Genomic DNA, 20,006 nt, shown 5'->3' with positions numbered 1-20,006 from the left:
CGCGGTGCCGGAGACGTCAAATTAGCACACGGCGCCTTCGGCCGGAAGCATGCGGCGCCATCAGCCCCGCTGGGCGAGGGACGCGCTATTCGACAGAAGCTCGAGATTGTTCGCCGTCGTGATGTTTGTGGGGTCCAGCTCGTAGGCCTTCAGGAAATTACGCCGCGCCTGCAAAAGATTGCCGCGCAGAAGATAGGAGTAGCCGACATTGTTGTAGTATTCCGGCCGGTTCCCGATCATCGGGGCAAGCTTGCGGTAGGCCGTGTCCGCCGTGTCGAACCGGCCGAGCTGGTCTGCCGAGGCAGCAAAACCCAACCACGCCGCCGGGTCGTTCGGGAAGACTTCCACCGCGCGCTTGTACAGTGCGTAGGCCTTGCCGTAGTTCTTCTCCTTGAACTGCACATTGCCCTGGGCAAGCAGTTCATCATTCTTATAGTAGGAGACGTCCGGAAGGTCCTTTATGGATGCGGCACTGTCGCCGAACGAGGACATATCCGCTAGATCGGTGGACTGGCACGCAGCCAAAAACGCGCTACCTAGAAGAAGGACAGCTAGACTCCGGCAAAGATGGCGCAACTGGCACTCACTTTTTTAGTTCCCCCAATTCAGGCACAATACAGGCGTATCATTATCGAAGCCAAGGGGTTTTCTGATAATCCCCGAAAATCCTGAAACGAGTGTTACCGATAAGCAATAATGTGAAGCCTCCGCGCGCAAGAGGAAATCATGAAGAACATCTTCCTCGGCCTGCAGATTCCGGTTCTCATCGTGCTTGCGATGCAAGCCTCTCTCCTGGCAAGGGAAATCGGCGCACTGCAGCAGAGGATCGAGGCCGCTCCGGTGATCCGCGCCGAGACCGAGCAGAGGCGCGCATGCGAGGAAGCCATCTGGCCCGCCATCCCCGAGCCATGCCTCGAGCGTGTGTCAGCGGTGCGCACGGATTGACGCCGGCGCGGACAGACGGCCGGATATGTCCGGAACACTTCTGCTGCGGGAGATGCCCTTCACCGCAAGACGCCCTGCCCTCCCAGCCTCGATTGCTATCACAGGAAAGGATCCTCAGAAGCTTTCGGGCGCGGGATCCTGCAGTATCGGCTTGCCGCCGGAGAGGCGGTAGATCGAAAAAAGTCTCTCCACGGATCCATCCGCATTGAAGCGGAAGGTGCCGGTTGCACCTCGGAACCCGGGATCGGCCCGCAGAGTGGCCGCCGAAAGCGCCTCCGCGCCCTTCGCGCGCACGATGCCGGCAGCGATCGCCGTTGCGTCGTAGGCATAGGCCGCCTGCATCGACAGCGGCCGCCGATGGGCCTCCCGGAAACGGTCGGCGACGAGCTTCAGGCTCGCTTGGTCCGGAAGGGCAAGCAGCGCCTCGTCCAGCACGGGTGCGGCATGGTCTTCCCTGGTCCAGGCGGAGGTGCCCAGGGTCAGGGCATCCAGCGCAAGCCCGCCCGTGGCGCGCAGGGCGGCAACGGCAGCCGCCGGCGCAGCGTCGGCGAGGATGAGCACCGCATCGGCCTTTCCGATATCGGACTTTGAAACCTCAATCCTGCCGCCGGCATACTCCACCACATCGACAAGCGCGCCGCCCCGCTGACCGATGCCCTTCCTCAGCCGCTCCAGAGACCGTGCAGGCGGACGCGGCGGCACGACCGCGAGGATGTTCTTTTCTCCCGTGGCCGCCGCATAGGCGGCCACATCCAGCGCACTGTCCACTTCGTCCGAGGCGAAGGTGAAGAGATCCGGCGCGGCCGGCACAGCATTCGTCGCCAGCGACAGCACCGGAGGCCGTTTGTCCGGAGAAATCGCGGCCACCGCCTCGGCCTCCGTAGCGGAGACCGGCCCGATGACGAGCCGTGCCCCTTGCGAGGCGGCCTCCGCCGCACGGGCAGCCGCTGCCTCTCCGGCACGGCCCGTGTCATAGATGGTCAGGCTGATCCGCTCCCCGCCAAGATCCTCCACCGCCAGCGCCGCCCCGTCGCGATAGTCGGCGGCATCCTTTGCCGAGCGCGGCAGCAACAAGGCGATCACCGCGGAGCCGTCGCCGACGGTCTCCACCGATGGGCCCCGCGCGGCCTCCCCGCTGCCGACGCCAAGCGCATCCGTGGAGGATTGGCAGCCCGCAGCGACCATGCATGTGAGCACCGCCACAAGCAATCCGCACAAGCGTCGTACAGCCGGCGTCACCCTATCGTCCTCATGAAAGCCAGCCGCACAGACATGTTCGGCTCGGCCACTCGCGAGGTATGGTAAATACCGCAATCGCCAAGAGGTCAGCGGTGCGTATGACCGCCGTACCAGGAGAACTCTCCCGGCCACATTTCCGGTTGACCTAGTCCACCAAGCTTAATGGCACGGCACAACTGCTTCCAGTATGAAGGGCCAGGTAAAAGAGCCCGCCTCTTCACGCGTGTCCAGATCCGTGAGTGCGGCGGAAGCCAAGGGTCGCGCTCCTGGAGCAGAGCAATGTCTGCATCGGTTCCATGTAACGTTTCCTTATGGCTTCGAATCGAACGTTCTCTAGGGATTATATGGGGGCGGCAGTTATCAATGGATAGTCTATGCTGAAGGTCTACAGCTGCATCGCGACGCAGCACGATCTGCGTCTGGTTCTGCTGGCCGCGTTTGTTTGCCTTCTGGCATCGTTCACGGCCATCAATCTCCTGCACCACGCCGGCAACAGCTCGTCGACGATGCGTCGAATCTGGCTAGCGGTCGCGGCAATTGCCACTGGCTTCGGCATTTGGGCGACGCACTTCATCGCGATGCTGGCTTTCCAGCCCGCCGTGCCAAGCGGCTACAATGTCATTCTCACCGTTCTCTCCCTCATTGCGGCAGTCGTGCTGACGGGGGTTGGACTATCCTTGGCCATTTCACCTCGCCTGCGGCATGGACGCTGGATCGGGGGCGCGGTCGTCGGCGGCGGCATCGCCGTCATGCATTATTCCGGTATGGCCGCCTTCGAGATTGCGGGACGAATCATCTGGGATGCGCCGCTGGTTGCCGCCTCTATCGCGCTGGGAGGCGGCTTCGGCGCCCTCGCCCTCGCACTGGCCCTTCGCGCCAGCACGATCAAATGGAAGGTGATCGGCGCGGCTTTGCTGACGGTCGCCATCTGCAGCCATCATTTCACCGCCATGGCCGCGGCCGCTATCGTCCCCGACCCGAGCGTCGCTGTCTCGAAACTGGCGCTGCCGGCAGGCTGGATGGCGGTCGGGATCGCAATCGTGTCGATCGGCATCATCGTCATGACGGCCGCCGGCCTTGCGCTGGACCTGCGGGACCGCCGCAGCTCCGGCGAAGCGGCGCGCATGCGCGAGCTTGCTAACGCCGCCGTCGAGGGGCTCGTCGTCTGCGACAACATGCAAATCGTGGAGGCCAACCACAGCTTCACGTCGCTCGCCTGCCCCGATGGCTCGGAGACGGTCGGAAAGTCGCTCGAGGCCTTCTTTCCCACCTTCACCCTCGATAAACTGTCCAGCACGATACACGCACCTCTGGAGGCGCCGCTTCGTGTCACGGACGGCAATTCGATCCCGGTGGAACTCATTCGGCACGACATCATCTATTCCGGGAAGCCGCATCAGGTCCTCGCGGTTCGAGACATTCGCGAGCGGAAAAGGGCCGAGGAGGAAATTTATTTCCTTGCTCACCATGATCCTCTAACGGCCTTGCCGAACCGCACCAGTTTCAACAAGAAGCTGGAGGACGAACTTGCGTCCAATCGCGGCACCGGCAAATGCGTAGCGGTGCTGCTTCTCGATCTCGACCGCTTCAAGGAAATCAACGATCTCTTCGGTCACCTGACCGGCGATGCCGTGCTCCAATTCGTGGCCGGAAAAATCAAAGGTGTCCTCCGGCCCGGCCAGATGGTTGCGCGTCTGGGCGGCGACGAGTTCGCCTTGATTGCTCCCGGGCTCCCAAGCCCCGAGTACGCGGCGCTTACCGCCGAAGCTATTCTGGACGCGTTCGATGGTGATGGCGAGGGCCTGCCGTCAGGCGCCACGGTCGCGACCAGTATCGGCATTGCGGTTTTTCCGAACGACGCCGCGGACGGCAAAACGCTCCTCAACTATGCGGATGCCGCCCTTTACGAAGCCAAGTCGGACGGCCGAGGTGTGTTTCGCTTCTTCGAACCGTCCATGGGCGCCTGCCTGCGCAACCGTCGTCAGCTCGAGCATGACATTCGCCATGCGATCATGCGCGATGAACTCAGCGTGGCCTATCAGCCACAGGCGGATCTGCAGTCAAGTCAGGTATTCGGATTCGAGGCGCTGCTTCGCTGGAATCACGCCACCAGGGGTCATATTCCCCCAGCGGAATTCATTCCGATGGCGGAGGAATGCGGTGCGATTCTACAGATCGGCGAATGGGTATTGCGTACCGCCTGCGCCGAAGCTGTGCGCTGGGAAAGGCCGCTGGCGATCGCCGTCAACGTCTCTGTCATGCAGCTTCACAGCGGCAATCTGCCGGAACTGGTCGATGAGATATTGCGAGAAACCGGCCTTGAGCCATCTCGACTTGAGTTGGAGATCACAGAGTCGACACTCATCAAGGATGTCGGGCGTGCGCTAGAGGCATTGGGCAAGCTGAAAGCTCTCGGCGTGCGTATAGCGATGGATGACTTCGGGACCGGCTATTCGTCGCTCACCAACCTGCGCGCCTTCCCCTTCGATAAGATCAAGGTGGACCGATCCTTCATTCGGTCCGTGCATACCAACGAGGAAGCAGCAGCCATAATGCGTGCGGTTTTCGGGCTTGCGCGTGGCCTGCGGCTGCCGGTGCTGGCGGAAGGTGTAGAAACGGAAGGTGAACTGAGCTTCTTACGGCAGGAGGGCTGCGACGCCATGCAAGGTTATTTTCTCGCTCATCCAGCTCCGATCGCCGAATTTGAGCAGTACACGAGCCAGACTGGCATCGCAGCCACTCATCAAAAGCATGAGTTGCATCTCTTGAGGCAAGGCGCCGCCTAACTCCCCCAGCACCGCACCTCGAGGTTCACAAGGCGGGCGGTCGATCCTTGCGGCGGTGAAATAGCGATGCGATGGTTCCGCGGTCAGCACCGCGTTTCCGAAGAGTGGAGCGAAGAGAAGAGGGCGCAGTATGCCGCTGATCTTCACAGCAGCACATAGCCGATCACGACCGTCTGCTCCATGTTCGGCGCCAATACGAGATTGAGCCGGCCGCGGATGCGCCGGTCGTCGACGGCAAGCAAGAAACCTGTAGCAACCGGCCGATTCTTGTTCTCTGTGAGAGCCTTGTCAGCTCGCCGATCTGCACGTCGAGTGAAAGACGAAGATTGCGCGCCGTGGTCCCTTCCGTGCCAATGGGAAGGCGTGCGCACATGAAGTTCAGGAAGGGCTGGTTGTAGACGATGATCCGCTTGTCCTCGCCCAGGGCGAAGGCGGGCACGGGCGAAGCCTGCACGAGACTGTCGACCATAGCCGGACCGGCGAACGTCCGCGCCCGCTCGAGCCGCCCCTGAAGCCAGCCGACGAACATCACCCGCAAAAGAGAGGTGATGTTGGGCGCTTGCGGAAAGCGTTCTTCAGTGCGAAAGCGGCAATGCCAGAAAGCTCGACGCATCTATGAGGCGGGGCCTGCCGTCCGGGACGCTATCGGTGGTCGTCGGATCATGTCAGCGGCCTTCTCGGCGATCATCACCACGGGCGAAGCCGTATTGCCGGAGACGATCACGGGCATGATCGACGCGTCGATCACACGCAGGCGGTCGACGCCGTGGACGCGAAGGTCGGCGCCGACGACGGCGGAGCTGTCCTGCCCCATCTTGCAGGTGCCCACCGGATGGAAAATCGTCGTCGCGATGTCGCCAACCCTAGCAAGCAGGTCCTCGTCCGACTCGTTCGCTGGCCCCGGCAGGATTTCCTGCGGCCTGTAGGACGCAAGTGCTCGTGCAGTCATGATCCGCCTTGCCTGCCGGACCGACTGCACGGCCACACGCTTGTCGCTTTCGGCTGAAAGGTAGTTCAGCCGGATATCCGGCTGCTTGTCTGGGTCGGTGTCGCGCACATGCACACTGCCAACGCTCTCTGGTCGCAGATTGCAGACCGAAACGGTGATCGCCGGGAAGGGATGCAGCGGATCGCCCAGCCTGTCGGTGGACAGCGGCTGAACGTGATATTCCAGATCGGGCGTCGCCATGGCCGGGTCCGACTTGGTGAACATGCCGAACTGGCTGGGCGCCATCGACATCGGCCCCGTTCTGCTCAGCGCATATTGCAGGGCGACGCGCGCCTTGCCCAACGGGCTGCCCAGCATGGTGTTGAGGGTTTTTGCGCCCGAGACGCGAAACACCGTGCGGATCTGCAGATGGTCCTGCAGATTTTCTCCCACGCCCGGGCTCTCATGGACCATTTCGATCCCCAGGTTGCGCAGCAGGTCCGGCCGGCCGATCCCCGAATGCTCTAGGATCTTGGGCGAGTTGATGCTGCCCGCCGCAAGCAACACCTCCGCGTCGGCCTTCGCCTCGTGGAGCCTGCCTTTCCAGCGGAAGCGCACGCCGGTCACCGTCCTGCCCTCGATGATGAAGCCGTCGGTCTGGGCATGGGTGACGACACGCAGATTGGGCCGCTTCATTGCCGGGCGCAGGAAGCCCTTGGCGGTGTTCCAGCGCACGCCCGCCTTCTGGTTGACCTCGAAGAAGCCGGAGCCTTCATTGTCGCCGTCGTTGAAATCGGCACGCGGCAGGATGCCGAACTCCCTGGCGCCTTCCTGGACGGCATGCAGGATGTCCCACGACAGCCGTTGTTTCGAGACTTTCCATTCACCGCGGGCGCCGTGCATCGGGCCCGCCCCGGCATGATGGTCTTCCGATTTCAGGAAGTAAGGCAAGACGTCGTCCCAACCCCAGCCGGCGTTCCCCATCTGCCGCCAACGGTCGTAGTCGGATGCCTGGCCACGCATGTAGATCATGCCGTTGATCGAGCTGCATCCGCCCAGCACCTTGCCGCGCGGATAGACGAGCGAACGGCTGTTCAGTCCCGGCTCGGCCGCAGTCTTCATCATCCAGTCGGTTCTGGGGTTGCCGATGCAGTAGAGATAGCCGACCGGGATGTGAACCCAGCGATAGTTGTCGCTGCCGCCGGCCTCGAGCAGAAGGACGTTCGTACCCGGATCCTCGGTCAGGCGATTGGCAAGGACGCAGCCCGCCGTGCCCGCTCCGATGATGATGTAGTCGTATCGTCCATCGAGACGACGAGGCTGTAGTAACATGACATTCAGACTCCGGAGCCGATTGAGGATTTGTGACTCATGTGTTCACTGCTCCTCCATCGTGTCGTTTGGGAGTGTGGCCCAGAACTCCTTTAGGGTCTCCGCGAGACCACTGTAGATGCGGTAGCGGCGGTCGTAGTGGTGCCTCATGGCGAGGTCGGGCGCAAATTCTGCACCGGGCCTCGCCATCGCCGCTATGCCGGTTTCATAGTCTGCGAAGAGCCCCGCACCGACGCCTGCCCCGATCGCCGCGCCCAATGCGCCCGTCTCGCGCGCCTCGGCAACCGTGATCGGCACGCCCAGACCGTCGGCGAAGATTTGCGGCCAGTACGGACTGCGCGAACCGCCGCCCGACATCACCGCCCTGTCGAACGCCACGCCGGCGCTGGCGAGAACCTCGATGTGGCGGCGATGCTCGAACATGACGCCTTCGAAGAGCGCGCGCAGCAGATGCCCCTCGCCGTGCCAGCCGGCAACGCCGTAGAAGCCGGCCCGGAAATCCGCGCCTTGGCCTGACCCGTAGAGAAAGGGATGAAAGAGCGGATCGTCGGCCGCCGAAGTGACCGAGCCGACCAGCGCGTTGCATTGGCCGAAGGGGTCGTCGTGATGCCCGCCGCGCTCGACGAATTCGCGCACATACCATTCGAGATTGGCGGCGGACGTGGCGCTCGACTCGACGTTGACGAAGCGGCCGGGGCTGAAGCCTGCAACCATGAAGACGTTCGGGTCGACCACCGGCTTGTCCGAGAACACCTGGTTGATCGACCAGGTTCCGGCGATGATGGAGGCTTCGCCGCTGGAGACGGCCCCCGCGCCCATTGCGCTCGCCACCACGTCGAAATAGCCACCGATGACCGGCGTGCCCTCGGCCAGACCTGTTTCGGCGGCAGCTTTGGCCGAGACCGTGCCGGCAACTTCCGCCGGATCGATCAGGCGCGGCAGGAGAGACTTGGCGTCCTCCAGCCCGTAGAGCGACAGGAGATCGTCGTCGTAGACGCACTCCGGCATGCGCAGGAGGCCGCAACCCGACATGTCCGATATCTCGCTGACGCGCTCGCCGGTGAGGCGGAAGGTGATGAAATCCTTGCACAGCATGAGGCTGCCGGCACGGGCATAGATGTCGTGTGCGTTCGCCTTCACCCAGGCGAGCAGCGTTGGCGTCTGCGAGGGCCACGGTTTCTGCAGGCAGATCGCATGAAGGGCGTCACCGTTCGCGGCGGCAAGAGAGGCTGCCAGCGGTGCAGCGCGGGTGTCGAGTGACTGGATGCCAGCCAACGGCCGATCCGCTTTGTCCAGCAGATAGAGACCGTTGCCATGTCCGGCGCAGCCGATCCCCGCAATGTGGCGCGGATCGATCCCGGCCCTTTCGATGCAAGCGCCGATCGCTTCCCGGGCATTGGCCCAGAGTTCATCGAGGTCGCGCTCGACGTGGCCCGGATGCGGCGTACTGGACTGGCCGTCGAGCGCGTACATGGCCAGTTGGCGGCCTTCGAGGTCGAATAGAACCGCCTTGATGACCGTGTTGCCGGCGTCGAGGCCCAGGAGATATCGCTTGTCTTCAACCACGGTTATAGATCTCCCACGCTTCTTCGCCGTCCGCGCCCTGATGGATCATTGCCATCAGCGCGTTCACGACCGCCTTGGGGTTTTCGTGCTGGTAGATGTTGCGGCCGTAGACCATGCCGTTCGCCCCCTGCTTCATGAGCGCGGCCGATTTAATCAGGACCGTCTTCAGGTCTTCCTTGCCGCCGCCACGCACCAGCACCGGCACACGGGCGGCTTCCACCACGCGGTGGAAATCCTCGGCATTCTCCGTCGGGTCGGCCTTGATGATGTCGGCGCCCATCTCGGAGGCGAGCCGCACCAGAGTGACGATCCTCTCGGCGTTGCCGTCCACCTGATAGCCGCCGCGCATTTCGTTGGGCAGCATCACCAGCGGTTCGATCATCAGGGGCATTCCGTATTTGTGGCAGGCGGCGCGCACGCGGGCAATGTTCTCCACGCACTGGCGGAACAGCTCCGGCTCGTCCGGAAGCATGAACAGATTGACGACGACGCAGGCCGCATCCATTTCCAGCGCGCCGATGATGGGCTCCTCATGGTTCTGCAGCATAGACCACATCACGCGATGTCGCTGCGCATTGTAGGGATTGCCCATGTCGATGCGCATCACGAGCGCCGGCTTGTCCTTCTCGGGGCGGCTTTGCAGGAGGTCGGCCTGTCCGTAGGCCATCTGGATGGCGTCCGGCTTGGCGCCAATGAGCGTGTCGACCACGCCGGTCATGTCTTCGAGGCCGACCATGAAGCTCGGCTCGTTGCAGACGCCATGATCGATCGCCACGTCGAGGCAGCCGCCATTGGTGAACATCCTGTTCATGCGGGCTTTCGTGCTTATGCGCATGCAAGTCTCCTGTTCCTGGTGCGTTGTTCGAGCATTTCCTTCGAGACGCCGTGATATTGGCCGAGTTCGTCGATGAAGGCTTCGGCTTCGCGCCTGGCGCGGGCTTCGCTCCAGCCGAGCTCAGCCGCGGCGATTTCGGCGACGCGCCGGATCAGGGACGTCGAGACCTCGCCCCGGATCGCCAGGGACGTGCGCCGCAGCAATATGTCACCCAGTCCGGCGACGAATTCATGCCTGATGAGAAACACGATCTCTGCTGCCGTGACCAGACAGGCTTGGTCGAGCGGCTTGTCGTCGTCCCGGCCCAGACAGAAGTTCAGAACCTCCTTGGCGCGCGTGCCGTAGGCATCTACGAGGTGGGCGGCGCGTTCGCGGCTGATCCCGTGGCCTGCGGACAGGTCACGCTCAAGGTCGCGAGCATCGTCCGGAAAGCCGACCCCACCGCCAATAGCAAGCTCCAGCGTGTCCCGCACCCGTTGGCGGCCCAGTTCGGCAAGCACCGCATCGGCCGTCTGCTCCGCGAAGGCGCGGAAGGTCGTCCATTTGCCGCCGACCATGCAGAATTGAGGGACCGGGCCGTCGAGCCGGTGAGCAAAGTGCCCCCGCGAGATGCGGCCGGTGAACTCGTGGTCGCTCTTGGGCAGCGGGCGGATGCCGCTGTAGCTGAACACGATCTGCTCGGCTGAAATGGCGATATCCGGAAAGACCAGCCGCAGGGCGTCGAGGATGTAGTCCCGCTCCTCCGGCTCGCAGTGCACCCGACCAGCCGCCTCAACCCGGATGTCAGTGGATCCGGCCAGGACCTTGCCGAGATAGGGAAACACGATGCACACACGCCCGTCCGCGTTCTCGAAGAACAGCATGTGGCCGCCCAACGCCTCATGGAGCGCCGCGCAGTCGAGGATGAGATGCGAGCCCTTGGTTCCCGAAACGAAGGGCTCCGTCTTCAACTCCGGCGCGGCGAGTTGCGTCACGGCCTCGTCGAGCCACGCGCCGGTTGCGTTCACGACGGCGCTGGCACTCACGGGAAGACACTCGCCCGTTGCGCCGTCCCTGACGGTGTATCCCGCACCGTCCGCCGAGATTTCCGCGTAGTTCAGGGCAATGCTGCTTGAGGCAAGATGCGCGGTGTCGAGCAGCAGCTCCACGCCGAGCCGCTCGGGATAGCTGATCCATGCATCATAGTAGGTGGCGGAGTAGCGCAGACGGCGCGTCAGCCGGGGCCAGCGCCTCATGGTCTCGCGCGCTCCGCGGAAGCGATGCCGCGGCAGCAGGCGGCGTCTGCGCGTGGTCCAATCATAGAGGGAGAGCCCGACCTTGATCGGCAATGCGCCGCGGCTTGCCGGCCTGCTGGTGAAACCCAGAAACCCCGCCGCACTGTTCAGCAGCCCGGAAAAGACGGAGGCAATCGGGATCGTCGTCGCCAGCGGCCGCACCATGTGCGGCGCGTTGACGAGCAGCGCATCGCGTTCGCGCAGTGACTCACGGACGAGGTCGAACTCACCGTTTTCAAGATAGCGCAGCCCGCCATGGATCATGCGCGAGGGGGCGGCACTGCAGCCCGAACAGAAATCGCGCCGCTCGACGAGGAGAACCCTGAGCCCCTGCAGCGTCAGCTCGCGAAAGACCCCGATGCCATTGATACCGCCGCCGACGACGACGACGTCGAACGCGCCGTTACGGCGAATTTGGTCAAGATTGTCGTCACGTTGTTCAGGCATAGGTCCACCGTTCACCGCCCACGGAGGACGGTGTCGCGAAATTGGTTCCGGGTCGGAAAGTCAGGCGTCGAGGGCGGTCAGATGTTTCGTGGCTGCCTTGCTGATGGTCTTAATCTCTTCCGGCGAGAGACGAATGCGCCCGGCCTTGGCGTTCTCCCTCGCCTGGTCCGGACTGCGGGCGCCGCAAAGTGCGAAGGTGATGCCGGGTTGCTGGATCGTCCAGGCGATGACGATCTGCGCATTGCTGGCGCCATGGACATCGGCGATGGGCGCGATCTCGCGCATCAGGCGTGCGACCTTTTCGCGGTTGGCGATCGAGAACCGGGGACTGTCCTTGCGCTGGTCGTCGCCCTCGAAGACGCGGTCGGCCCCTATCTTGCCTGACAGCAGGCCCAGCGCCAGGGACGAGTAGCTGAGCGTCGACACATCGTGCCGGGCGCAGATGGGCAACAGCGTCGTCTCGATGTCACGCTTGACCATGCTGTACTCTTCCTGCACGGCATCGAGCCCGCCGGGGACGACATAGGCTTTGAGGTCCTGCGGCGAGACGTTGCTGGCCCCGATCGACCTGATCTTCCCCTGTGCCTTCAGCTTCTCGAGCGCCTCCTTCGTCTCTTCGATGGGCGTGGTCGGGTCCTGCCAATGGGTGATGTAGTGGTCGATATAGTCGGTGCCGAGGCGCTTCAGGCTCTGCTCGACCTCGTAGACGATCGAATCCCGGCCGAGATAGCGGTGGACGGGTCTTCCCTCGTAGTCGAAGAAGTGATTGCCCTTGGCGGTGTGCCAGACGAGGCCGCACTTCGTGGCCAGGACCACGCGGTCGCGACGGCCCTTGATCGCCTTGCCGACGATCTCCTCCGACAGGCCCTGACCATAGGCGGGCGCGGTGTCGATCAGGCTGATGCCCTCGTCGATGGATGCCTGGATGGCCGCGACCGACTGGTTCTCGTCGGTGCCGCCCCACATCCAGCCGCCGATGGCCCACGTGCCGAGGCCGACGGCGGAAGCCTGGATGCCGGAGGAGCCTATGTTGCGTGTCAGAATCTCATGCGACATGCTGTGCATTTCCTTTGGTTTCCAAGACCGCTGAAGCGGTCTGTTCATCGATGACCAGTGAATCCAGGAGGCGCCCGTTGAGCACCGCCCGGATGGGCAGGACCTTTTCGGCCCCGGCCGCAACGCCGATCGTGCGCCGGCACTGCGCGAGCTCACGCGGCTCCAGCGCGACGAGGCGCGAATTGAGCGGGTAGTCTGCAATCGCACCGTCTTCCCGGATCAGATGTGCCAGGAATTCGCCGACCACGCCGCTCCTGACGAGCAGGTCGCGATCCGGGTTGGTACCCGGATGGAGATCGTAATAGCTGGAGCCCGGCGTCAGGATGGAGCCGACGCCAACCAGCGCAACGGCCGCCTTGCGGGCGAGATCGAAGACCTCCTTGATCGATCCCATCTCCATCAGCATGTCACGCTGTTCCCGACTTTCGGCAAAGAGCGGCGCGTGAACGAGCATCGTGGATCCGCCGAGCTGTTCGGCAAGGCGCGTGGCGAGATGATTGACGTCCGTGTAGTACTTGCCCTGCACGCCGCCGGTCAGCGGCACCACCGTCACGTCGAATGAGCGCTCTGGCTCCAGGTTCTCCACCACGGCGCTGACCGCCTTGCCGCCGGTGATCGCGATCACATCCCCGTCCCGCAGGGTCTCCAGCAACTGGTTGGCCGCCGCGCGGCCCACCTGCTGCAGCGTCGTGTCGGGGCTGCCGGTGACGCTCGGCGTCACGACCGCGCTGCCCAGCCCCGTCGCCTCCACCAGATCCCTCTCGAGATCGACCAGATGCTGGAAGGGGCTCTCGACGGCGATCTTGACCATCCCGAGCTTGCGGCCCTGCGTGATCAGCCGGCTCACCTTCGACGGCGAGAGGTTGAGCGCGGTGCCGATGTCGGACTGCTTCATGCCGTCGATGAAGTGAAGGACGAGCACCGTGTAGATCTGCCGGATCGCTTCGAAATCTTCTTTTTCTGCCATGGCGTTCACCGATTGGATGTGGTCGAGCAGTTACCCGCGCCGCTTGTTGAGGTAGTGGTCGATCGAGACCGCCGCGAGCAGGATCGAGCCGCGAATGATGTCCTGCCAGTAGACGGAGACATCGAGAAGCGCGAGCGAACTGGAGACAACTGAAAGCAGGATCGTACCGAGGATAGCGCCGAAGATCGTGCCCGATCCGCCCGACAGGCTTGCCCCTCCGATCACAGCCGCCGCGATGACGTTCAGCTCCATGCCGATGCCGAATGTCGGCTGAGCGGAACCGAAGCGCGCCATGTAGATGATGCCCGCGACACCACAGAGCGCCGAGCAGAGGGTCGTGGTCAGGAACACGACCTTCTTGGTGCGGATGCCGGAATAGGCGGCGGCCTTCTCGTTGCTGCCGGTGTAGAAGACCTTCCGGAACATGGTGGTGCGCCGAAGCATGAAGTCGAAGGAGACGACGACGGTCAGGAAGATCAGGATGACGACCGGGATCACGCCGATCGAGCCCTGTCCTATGAACTTGAACTCGGGCGGCAGCGTGAAGAGCCCGAGCGGCCGGCCACCGGTGCCCAGCAGGCAGGCGCCGCGCGCGATCACCATGACGGCCAGCGATACGATGAAGTGATGCAGACCGACGCGGGTGACGAAGAAGCCCATCATGGCACCGATACCCGTGCAGGCGGCTATGGAAATGGCCGATGCGGTCCACGGATCGACGCCGCTCAGGAATAGCAGGCCGGCAATCACCATGGCGAGCGCCGTCACCGAGCCGACCGACAGGTCTATTCCGCCCGAAATCAGCAGGATGGTCATACCGACGACGACGATGCCTTCCACGGCGAATGCCATCGCCATCGCCCGCATGTTGACCCATGTCAGGAAGTACGGCGAAGCAAAGGACATGAGGACGAACAGGGTCAGAATGATCAGGATCAGACCCGTCTCGCGCATGCGAAGCAGCCGCTTCAGCAGATCGACCAGGCCTCCCGCAGGCTGCCGCTTCCCTTCCGCCGGCGTGATTGTCATCGCCATTTTCTCCTCCACACTCATACCGCCTGCGGCCGTTCTTCCGTGACCGAGGCCAGATACATGATCTTCTCCTCGGTCATATCCTCTCCAGCCACCTCGCCGCTGATGCGGCCCTCGCGCACCACCAGGACGCGGTCGCAGACGCCGATCAGCTCCGGCAGTTCAGACGAGATGACGATGATGCCAACCCCACTGCGCGCAAGGTCGCGCAGGATGCGATGAATCTCGGCCTTCGCGCCCACGTCCACCCCGCGCGTCGGCTCGTCGAGGAAAATCACGCGGGGATTGACCGACAGCATCTTAGCAATCGCCACTTTCTGTTGGTTGCCGCCGGACAACGCAGATGCGGGCTGGCCGACATGGCCGCACTTCAGATTCAATTTGCTGCCCAGCCGCTCCGCCAGCGCGACCTCCTTGCGGTCATCAATGATGCCCAGGAAAGACGCGACCTGCCGCACCGAAAGCGCGGAGACATTCGACGCAATGGACATGTCGAGGAAAAGGCCGTCTCCCTTCCGATCCTCGGAGAGGTAGACGATGCCCTCGGCGATACTGTCCTTGTAATGTGTGAGTTCGAGCTGTCGCCCCCTGAGCGAGACTTCGCCCGTCACCTCACCCCCTAGCCTGCAGATACCCTTGACGATTTCGCTTCGCCCAGCGCCGATAAGTCCAGCGAGACCCAGTATCTCTCCCTTGCGAAGCTGGAAGGAGATGTCCGTGAAGCGGCCACGCTCGGTGAGGCTTCGGACGTCAAGTATGATTTCCTCGGACTTCTCCTCGTCGCTCTGCTTGTCCGGGTAGAGGTTGTCGATCACCCGACCGACCATCGCATTGACGATCTCGCCCGGCGTCGTTTCCGCGACGTTCCGGGTGGTGATGTACTGGCCGTCGCGGAAGACGGAGACGCGATCACAGTGATCGAAGATCTCCGCCATGCGATGCGAGATATAGATGATCGATATACCCTGCTGCGCGAGCTTGTGCATGATATCGAAGAGAATCTGCGCTTCTCTTTCGGTCAGTGCCGCCGTCGGCTCATCCAAGATGAGAACCCGGCAATCCAGGGTCAGCGCCTTGGCGATCTCGACAAGCTGCTGCTGGGAAATCGAAAGCGTGCGCACGAGCGCGGACGGGTCGATGTCGCCCAGCCGCCGGAGAACCTCTCCGGCTTTGCGCTCCAGGCCCGCATAGTCCATCAGCATAGAGCGGCTGGTGTTCGTCGCCGCCATGAAAATGTTCTCGGCGATGGTGACATCGGGACAAAGCGCGATTTCCTGGTGGACGAAGCCGATCCCGAGGTTCTGCGCCACGGCCGGAGACGCGATTGTGACCGGGCGGCCGTCGATGAAGATCTCGCCGCTGTCGGGCTGCAGGATGCCGTCGATGACATTCATCAGCGTCGACTTACCGGCGCCGTTCTCGCCGGCGATCGCATGGATCTCGCCCTTGCGCAGTTCGAAGTCGACACCGCGAAGCGCGCGGATGGGGCCGAACGACTTGCTCAGATTGGCGATCCTGAGGATCAGGTCATCTTCCATAGCTAACTGCCGCTTGGTTGGCGTCGGGATGGAACGTGCCGGCTTCGGGCTGCCCGCGCCGCCCCGCTCGGCGCGGCGCGGGCAACAACTCTTCTAGAGCGTTGCTCCCGGGCCCTAGCTCGGGTCCCGCCCTTCCATGTACGTGTTCAGGTCGAAGGAGGCGGCGTTCTCCTTTGTGATGACCGCGAAGCCGTTGTCGACGAAAGGGATCTGCATCGGGTTGTAGCCCGAGACCTTGTAGTCGTTGAACGGATCGAACATGTCTGGATGCGCCGCCATGAAGGTGGCGACGAAACCCATGAAGCCCTGCATGCCCTGGTTGGGGTTGAGCGCCATGTGGATGTTGCCGGCCTTGATGTGCTCGAGCGTCGTCGGCGTGATATCCGCATGCATGATCAGCACATCCGCCTCAGCTTCCAGCACGGCCGCGACAGCGCCCTCCGCCGAGCCGGCTTCCGGAATCCATAGCGCGCCCAGATTGGGGTTGGCCTGGAGGATGGAAGCGGTCGCGCGGTAGGCTGCGTTGCTGTCCTGGTTGGTCGCCTGCCGTCCGACCAGCTTCATATTCGGGTAGTTCTCCTCCATGTAGGAGATCAGCGCCGTGACACGCAGATCGTGGTTGCTCTGACCGGGATTCTCCAGCACGGCATACTCGCCGCTGTCGCCGATCTGCTTCACGATCTCCTCAGCCGCGAACTTGGCCTCGGCAAGGTTGTCCGAGGTGATGTAGCCCGTGCGCTTGGAATTGGGCGAATCCGCCGCAAAGGTGACGACCTCGACGCCGCTCTCGATGGCGCGGTCGATCGGCTCGATGAACGGGTCCGACTGCATGGGATGGAGCAGGATGCCCGCCGGCTGCTTCACCAGATCCTGCTCGAACGAAGCGATCTGCTTGGTGATGTCGTAGTCGGGCGTGCCGGAGAAGACCGTCTCGCAGCCCATCGCCTCGGCGGCCTGCTTGAAGCCCTGATACACCGGAACCCAGTAGGGATGAGCCGAGACCATCACGTTCATGATATACGTCTCGCCTGGCTCGCACTGAAACTTGCTCTCGCCTGCCGATGCAGGCGCGACCGCCATTGTCGCCGCGGCCAAGGCCCCGGCAAGTCCAATCTTTCTCATTGTCTCCTCCGCTTCGAACCGTTCCTCGCGATGGAGGCTGACAGCGCTCCATCGCCTTTGCAAGAAATTTCAGTTAGTGAATTTCATTGCGTACCAGGTTCGTATGGCAGATCTGGCAGCATGTCAACGGACCTGCATACTTTTTCATGGAATGAAATTTCTTGCACGCAACGATAGAATGCTGGAGTGTCGGATTGATGCTCCAGTCCTGCCCATCCGGGCTTCACAAGTTCGGAAAAGCCAGCCCGAGCTACGCATCAGCCGGATTCTGACCGATGAGGTGCGCCGTATCCTCTAAGCGCGGGGGTAACGGGATCGATCCCCAGCAGCGAAGCGGCAGGCGAGCTTTAACCTTGATGCGCGCGTCTCAAAGGCCGATGAGGCCGGGGACCGGTGATATTCCTTCGGGTAGCGGTCCTCCACGGACCTGCAAGCCGCGGGCACCCCGGCCTGAGAGCCACCGGCCGATATCCGCCGCTCGTCCTGTCACCGTGATGTCGGTCGCATTGCCGATCACAACCTCCTGCTGCCGGTCTGACGGAGATAGAACGAGATCGACCTTGCCGGAATATGCCGTTGCATAATGCCGGATCAGCGCATCAATGAATGCCGGTGGCATATCGGTAAAGCGCCCGGTCGCATTCAGGTCCACCGCATGGAGCCAGAGCGCACGGGCACGGGTTTCCGGCGTTTCGCGCAGCGCGATCCGCCGGCCCTCTGCGTCCTCCACAACGCAAGCGTCCCAGTCGGCATCGGTCAGATCGCGCCATTCGACATTGAGGTGCACTTCCGAATGATCGAACAGATAGCGCAGGGCGCGTGTGGGCAGTGTGACGCCGAGCGCGATATCGCTTTCCGCCACCTGCACCACCCGTGGAAATGGTCCGGCCTGCCCCGTCCGCGCCCAGGCGACGATCTCGCTCAAGGTGCGCGCTTGATAGCCGATGTGAGCGATGATGTGACGCCGCGACAATCCGGGCAGCGCCGAGGGCGCATCGAGGTCGGCATCCGACAGGTCATTGAGCAGGCGCGCGAAATAGGCCGTGCCACGCCGCGCCCAGTCGAGAGAACGAGCGGGCGCAGCGGGCGCGTCATAACGAGCGCCCGGGCCCTGGCGCTGGCGCAAGGCGGCGCGTGCCGCCTCTTGCGCCGTGCTCACGGCTCCCCTCTGTCGACATGGGTGCGGGCGAAGTTCAGGCGTTCTATGATCGGTGCATCGGAGAAGCGGAAGAGATCGAACTGCGTCTCCGCCTGCAGGGACCACGGCACCCAGGACGGGATCACGAACATATCGCCGATGTCGAGCTTGTGTGTCACGCCGTCAATAACAACTCCGCCACGACCCTCGAAAACCTGGAAGACAGTCGAGCCCACCTCCCGCCGCGTCGGCGTTTCGGTACCCGCGCGCAGGCGATGGAACTCGCAGCGGATCGTCGGCATCACGTCGCCGCCCGTTGTGGGATTGACGTATCGAATGGCGGCGTGGCCCTGCTCGACCGTCGCGGGCTGCCCCTCTTCTTCCAGCAGGAGCTGTTCGGTCAGCGCCCGGTCTGTATGCTCCCACCGATAGGCGCCGATGGGGGAACTGACCGTATCCCGAAGCCCCGACAGTGGGCGCAGCCCCGGATGGCACCAGAGCCGCTCGCCGCGTGAAAAGCGAGGCGTCGCATAGTCGGTCACGCGGTCCGATCCGAACTCGAAGAAACCGACATCGTTCTGCTGTGCGAAGGGGATGTCGAGCCCGTCAATCCAGGCCATGGGCTTGTCGGTGTCGTTGTGATGGCCGTGGAAATGCCAGCCGGGAGTCAGCAGCAGATCGCCACGGCTCATACGCACCGGATCGCCGTTGACCACGGTCCAGACCCCCTCCCCCTCGACCACAAAGCGGAAGGCGTTCTGCGAATGGCGATGTTCGGGCGCAGTCTCCTTGGGGCCCAGATACTGGATCGCCGCCCACAGCGTAGGACTGACATAGGCATGCCCGCCAAGCCCTGGATTGGCAAGCCCGAGGGCTCGCCGCTCGCCGCCCCGCCCGACCGGGACGAGTTCGCCGGAGCGTTGCGCAAGCGGTAGCAATTCAGCCCATTTCCAGACATACGGCACCGCCCGCGGCTTCGGATGAACGGGCATCAGGTCACCCAGTTGAGTCCACAGCGGCAGGAGATGCTGTTCCTCGAAGCCCTTGTAGAGCGCGCGCAGCTCCGGGGTGTCTTCCGGCTGCATGGCATGGGCGGGAGCGTCTTCTTTCTCGTCGAACATAGTATGTCCTCCTGGTGACGAGGTGAATCCTCAGGCCGCGTCCGGCTGGTTAGGCGGCGCCGCATTCTTGAAAGCGGGAATTGCGTCCAGCCGCTCGAAAATGCGGCCGATCGTCGGCCATGCCGAGGTGTCGATATCGAACCGGCGGTTGTTCCAGACCTGCGCGTAAAGGCAAAGGTCCGCGAGCCCGGACTGGTCGCCGTGGCAGAATGTTCCGGTCCGCACGTCCAACGACAGCGTCGTCTCCAAGGCGTCGAAGGTGGTCTGCACCCAGTGGGTGAACCATTCCTTCTGCGCTGCCTCGTCTGCGCCAAAACGATTGGCGAGATAGCCGAGCACCCGGAGATTGTTGAGCGGATGGACTTCGCAGGCGATCATCATCGCGAGCGCCCTCACCCGCGCCCGACCATCGGGATCGGACGGCAACAGCGCAGGCTCGGGATGGGTTTCCTCCAGCCACTCGATAATCGCCAGCGACTGCGTCATGACGGTACCGTCGGCGCGCTCGAGCGCGGGCACGAGGCCGGCCGGATTCATCGCCAGGTACTCCGGCTTGCGCGTGTCCCCCCGCCGCAGGACATAGGGCATGTATGTGTAGTCCAGGCCCTTGAGGTTCAGCGCCGCGCGCAGCCGCGTAGAGGTAGAGGACCGGAAGAAATTATGCAGCGTCAGGCTCATTA

General features: G+C 63.2%; 17 protein-coding genes and 1 pseudogene. 3 read left to right on the top strand and 15 right to left on the bottom strand.

The window, feature by feature from the left end; all coding sequences use genetic code 11:
• Window positions 1-60: 60 nt before the first annotated feature.
• Entirely contained in the window at window positions 61-525 is a 465-nt protein-coding gene (locus tag N5A92_RS06310; protein ID WP_260901131.1) for a tetratricopeptide repeat protein, read from the bottom strand.
• A gap of 201 nt (window positions 526-726) precedes the next feature.
• Here N5A92_RS06310 and N5A92_RS06305 point away from each other — a divergent pair, with 201 nt between their 5' ends.
• Window positions 727-945, top strand: a complete 219-nt coding sequence (locus N5A92_RS06305; protein WP_260901130.1) for a hypothetical protein — start codon at window positions 727-729, stop codon at window positions 943-945.
• A 114-nt stretch (window positions 946-1,059) separates the two neighbouring features.
• Here N5A92_RS06305 and N5A92_RS06300 read toward each other — a convergent pair whose 3' ends face one another.
• The gene (locus N5A92_RS06300) at window positions 1,060-2,148 is read right to left on the bottom strand and encodes a type 1 periplasmic-binding domain-containing protein (protein ID WP_260901128.1); all 1,089 of its coding nucleotides are present in this window, start codon (window positions 2,146-2,148) and stop codon (window positions 1,060-1,062) included.
• Between the two features lie 410 nt (window positions 2,149-2,558).
• Between N5A92_RS06300 and N5A92_RS27255 the strand changes: the two are divergent.
• Window positions 2,559-3,011, top strand: a pseudogene (locus tag N5A92_RS27255) (MHYT domain-containing protein); the annotation flags it as partial.
• Between the two features lie 110 nt (window positions 3,012-3,121).
• On the opposite strand, the gene N5A92_RS06290 reads toward N5A92_RS27255, so the two are convergent.
• Entirely contained in the window at window positions 3,122-3,247 is a 126-nt protein-coding gene (locus N5A92_RS06290) for a hypothetical protein (RefSeq protein WP_260902359.1), read from the bottom strand.
• Between N5A92_RS06290 and N5A92_RS06285 the strand changes: the two genes are divergently transcribed.
• Window positions 3,225-4,970, top strand: a complete 1,746-nt coding sequence (locus N5A92_RS06285; protein WP_260902285.1) for a sensor domain-containing protein — start codon at window positions 3,225-3,227, stop codon at window positions 4,968-4,970. The genes N5A92_RS06290 and N5A92_RS06285 overlap by 23 nt on opposite strands.
• A gap of 613 nt (window positions 4,971-5,583) precedes the next feature.
• On the opposite strand, the gene N5A92_RS06280 is transcribed toward N5A92_RS06285, so the two are convergent.
• The 12 genes from N5A92_RS06280 to maiA form a co-directional block, all read right to left on the bottom strand.
• Window positions 5,584-7,230 (bottom strand): GMC family oxidoreductase, encoded by a 1,647-nt coding sequence (locus N5A92_RS06280; RefSeq protein WP_260901127.1) that lies wholly within the window; start codon window positions 7,228-7,230, stop codon window positions 5,584-5,586.
• A gap of 45 nt (window positions 7,231-7,275) precedes the next feature.
• Window positions 7,276-8,796: an FGGY-family carbohydrate kinase gene (locus tag N5A92_RS06275; RefSeq protein WP_260901126.1), complete on the bottom strand. Its 1,521-nt coding sequence runs from the start codon at window positions 8,794-8,796 to the stop codon at window positions 7,276-7,278.
• Entirely contained in the window at window positions 8,789-9,631 is an 843-nt protein-coding gene (locus N5A92_RS06270) for a class I fructose-bisphosphate aldolase (RefSeq protein ID WP_260901125.1), read from the bottom strand. Before N5A92_RS06270 ends, N5A92_RS06275 begins: the two co-directional genes overlap by 8 nt.
• The gene (locus tag N5A92_RS06265) at window positions 9,622-11,352 is read right to left on the bottom strand and encodes a glycerol-3-phosphate dehydrogenase/oxidase (protein ID WP_260901124.1); all 1,731 of its coding nucleotides are present in this window, start codon (window positions 11,350-11,352) and stop codon (window positions 9,622-9,624) included. Before N5A92_RS06265 ends, N5A92_RS06270 begins: the two co-directional genes overlap by 10 nt.
• 60 nt (window positions 11,353-11,412) lie before the next feature.
• A complete protein-coding gene (locus tag N5A92_RS06260) occupies window positions 11,413-12,408 on the bottom strand; it encodes an aldo/keto reductase (RefSeq protein ID WP_260901123.1) in 996 nt (331 codons plus the stop codon).
• The gene (locus N5A92_RS06255) at window positions 12,398-13,375 is read right to left on the bottom strand and encodes a sugar-binding transcriptional regulator (protein ID WP_260901122.1); all 978 of its coding nucleotides are present in this window, start codon (window positions 13,373-13,375) and stop codon (window positions 12,398-12,400) included. Before N5A92_RS06255 ends, N5A92_RS06260 begins: the two co-directional genes overlap by 11 nt.
• Window positions 13,376-13,405: 30 nt before the next feature.
• Window positions 13,406-14,410: an ABC transporter permease gene (locus tag N5A92_RS06250; protein WP_260901121.1), complete on the bottom strand. Its 1,005-nt coding sequence runs from the start codon at window positions 14,408-14,410 to the stop codon at window positions 13,406-13,408.
• A gap of 14 nt (window positions 14,411-14,424) precedes the next feature.
• Entirely contained in the window at window positions 14,425-15,945 is a 1,521-nt protein-coding gene (locus N5A92_RS06245) for a sugar ABC transporter ATP-binding protein (protein ID WP_260901120.1), read from the bottom strand.
• A 114-nt stretch (window positions 15,946-16,059) separates the two neighbouring features.
• Window positions 16,060-17,067, bottom strand: coding sequence for a substrate-binding domain-containing protein (locus N5A92_RS06240; protein ID WP_425248542.1), 1,008 nt, complete (start codon window positions 17,065-17,067; stop codon window positions 16,060-16,062).
• Window positions 17,068-17,434: 367 nt separating this feature from the next.
• Entirely contained in the window at window positions 17,435-18,226 is a 792-nt protein-coding gene (locus N5A92_RS06235; RefSeq protein WP_260901119.1) for a maleylpyruvate isomerase N-terminal domain-containing protein, read from the bottom strand.
• On the bottom strand, window positions 18,223-19,326 hold the full coding sequence (locus tag N5A92_RS06230) for a cupin domain-containing protein (RefSeq protein ID WP_260901118.1): 1,104 nt from the start codon (window positions 19,324-19,326) through the stop codon (window positions 18,223-18,225). The genes N5A92_RS06235 and N5A92_RS06230 overlap by 4 nt, the downstream gene beginning before the upstream one ends.
• 30 nt (window positions 19,327-19,356) lie before the next feature.
• Window positions 19,357-20,004 carry a maleylacetoacetate isomerase gene (gene maiA / locus N5A92_RS06225; protein ID WP_260901117.1) on the bottom strand — a complete coding sequence of 216 codons (648 nt, stop codon included), beginning with the start codon at window positions 20,002-20,004 and terminating at the stop codon, window positions 19,357-19,359.
• Window positions 20,005-20,006 lie beyond the last annotated feature (2 nt).

Source organism: Chelativorans salis (assembly GCF_025336525.1).
GTDB lineage: Bacteria > Pseudomonadota > Alphaproteobacteria > Rhizobiales > Rhizobiaceae > Chelativorans > Chelativorans salis.
Note: the sequence above shows the minus strand (reverse complement) of the source record. Positions and strands in the feature narration are given on the sequence as shown.

What these genes read in the sequence shown, in the direction of transcription:
- N5A92_RS06305 (WP_260901130.1), top strand. Translation starts at nt 727, where the DNA reads ATGAAGAACATCTTCCTCGGCCTGCAGATTCCGGTTCTCATCGTGCTT.
- N5A92_RS06290 (WP_260902359.1), bottom strand. Translation starts at nt 3,247, where the DNA reads ATGACGATGATGCCGATCGACACGATTGCGATCCCGACCGCCATCCAG.
- N5A92_RS06280 (WP_260901127.1), bottom strand. Translation starts at nt 7,230, where the DNA reads ATGTTACTACAGCCTCGTCGTCTCGATGGACGATACGACTACATCATC.
- N5A92_RS06270 (WP_260901125.1), bottom strand. Translation starts at nt 9,631, where the DNA reads ATGCGCATAAGCACGAAAGCCCGCATGAACAGGATGTTCACCAATGGC.
- N5A92_RS06265 (WP_260901124.1), bottom strand. Translation starts at nt 11,352, where the DNA reads ATGCCTGAACAACGTGACGACAATCTTGACCAAATTCGCCGTAACGGC.
- N5A92_RS06260 (WP_260901123.1), bottom strand. Translation starts at nt 12,408, where the DNA reads ATGTCGCATGAGATTCTGACACGCAACATAGGCTCCTCCGGCATCCAG.
- N5A92_RS06255 (WP_260901122.1), bottom strand. Translation starts at nt 13,375, where the DNA reads ATGGCAGAAAAAGAAGATTTCGAAGCGATCCGGCAGATCTACACGGTG.
- N5A92_RS06250 (WP_260901121.1), bottom strand. Translation starts at nt 14,410, where the DNA reads ATGGCGATGACAATCACGCCGGCGGAAGGGAAGCGGCAGCCTGCGGGA.
- N5A92_RS06245 (WP_260901120.1), bottom strand. Translation starts at nt 15,945, where the DNA reads ATGGAAGATGACCTGATCCTCAGGATCGCCAATCTGAGCAAGTCGTTC.
- N5A92_RS06240 (WP_425248542.1), bottom strand. Translation starts at nt 17,067, where the DNA reads ATGAGAAAGATTGGACTTGCCGGGGCCTTGGCCGCGGCGACAATGGCG.
- N5A92_RS06230 (WP_260901118.1), bottom strand. Translation starts at nt 19,326, where the DNA reads ATGTTCGACGAGAAAGAAGACGCTCCCGCCCATGCCATGCAGCCGGAA.
- maiA (WP_260901117.1), bottom strand. Translation starts at nt 20,004, where the DNA reads ATGAGCCTGACGCTGCATAATTTCTTCCGGTCCTCTACCTCTACGCGG.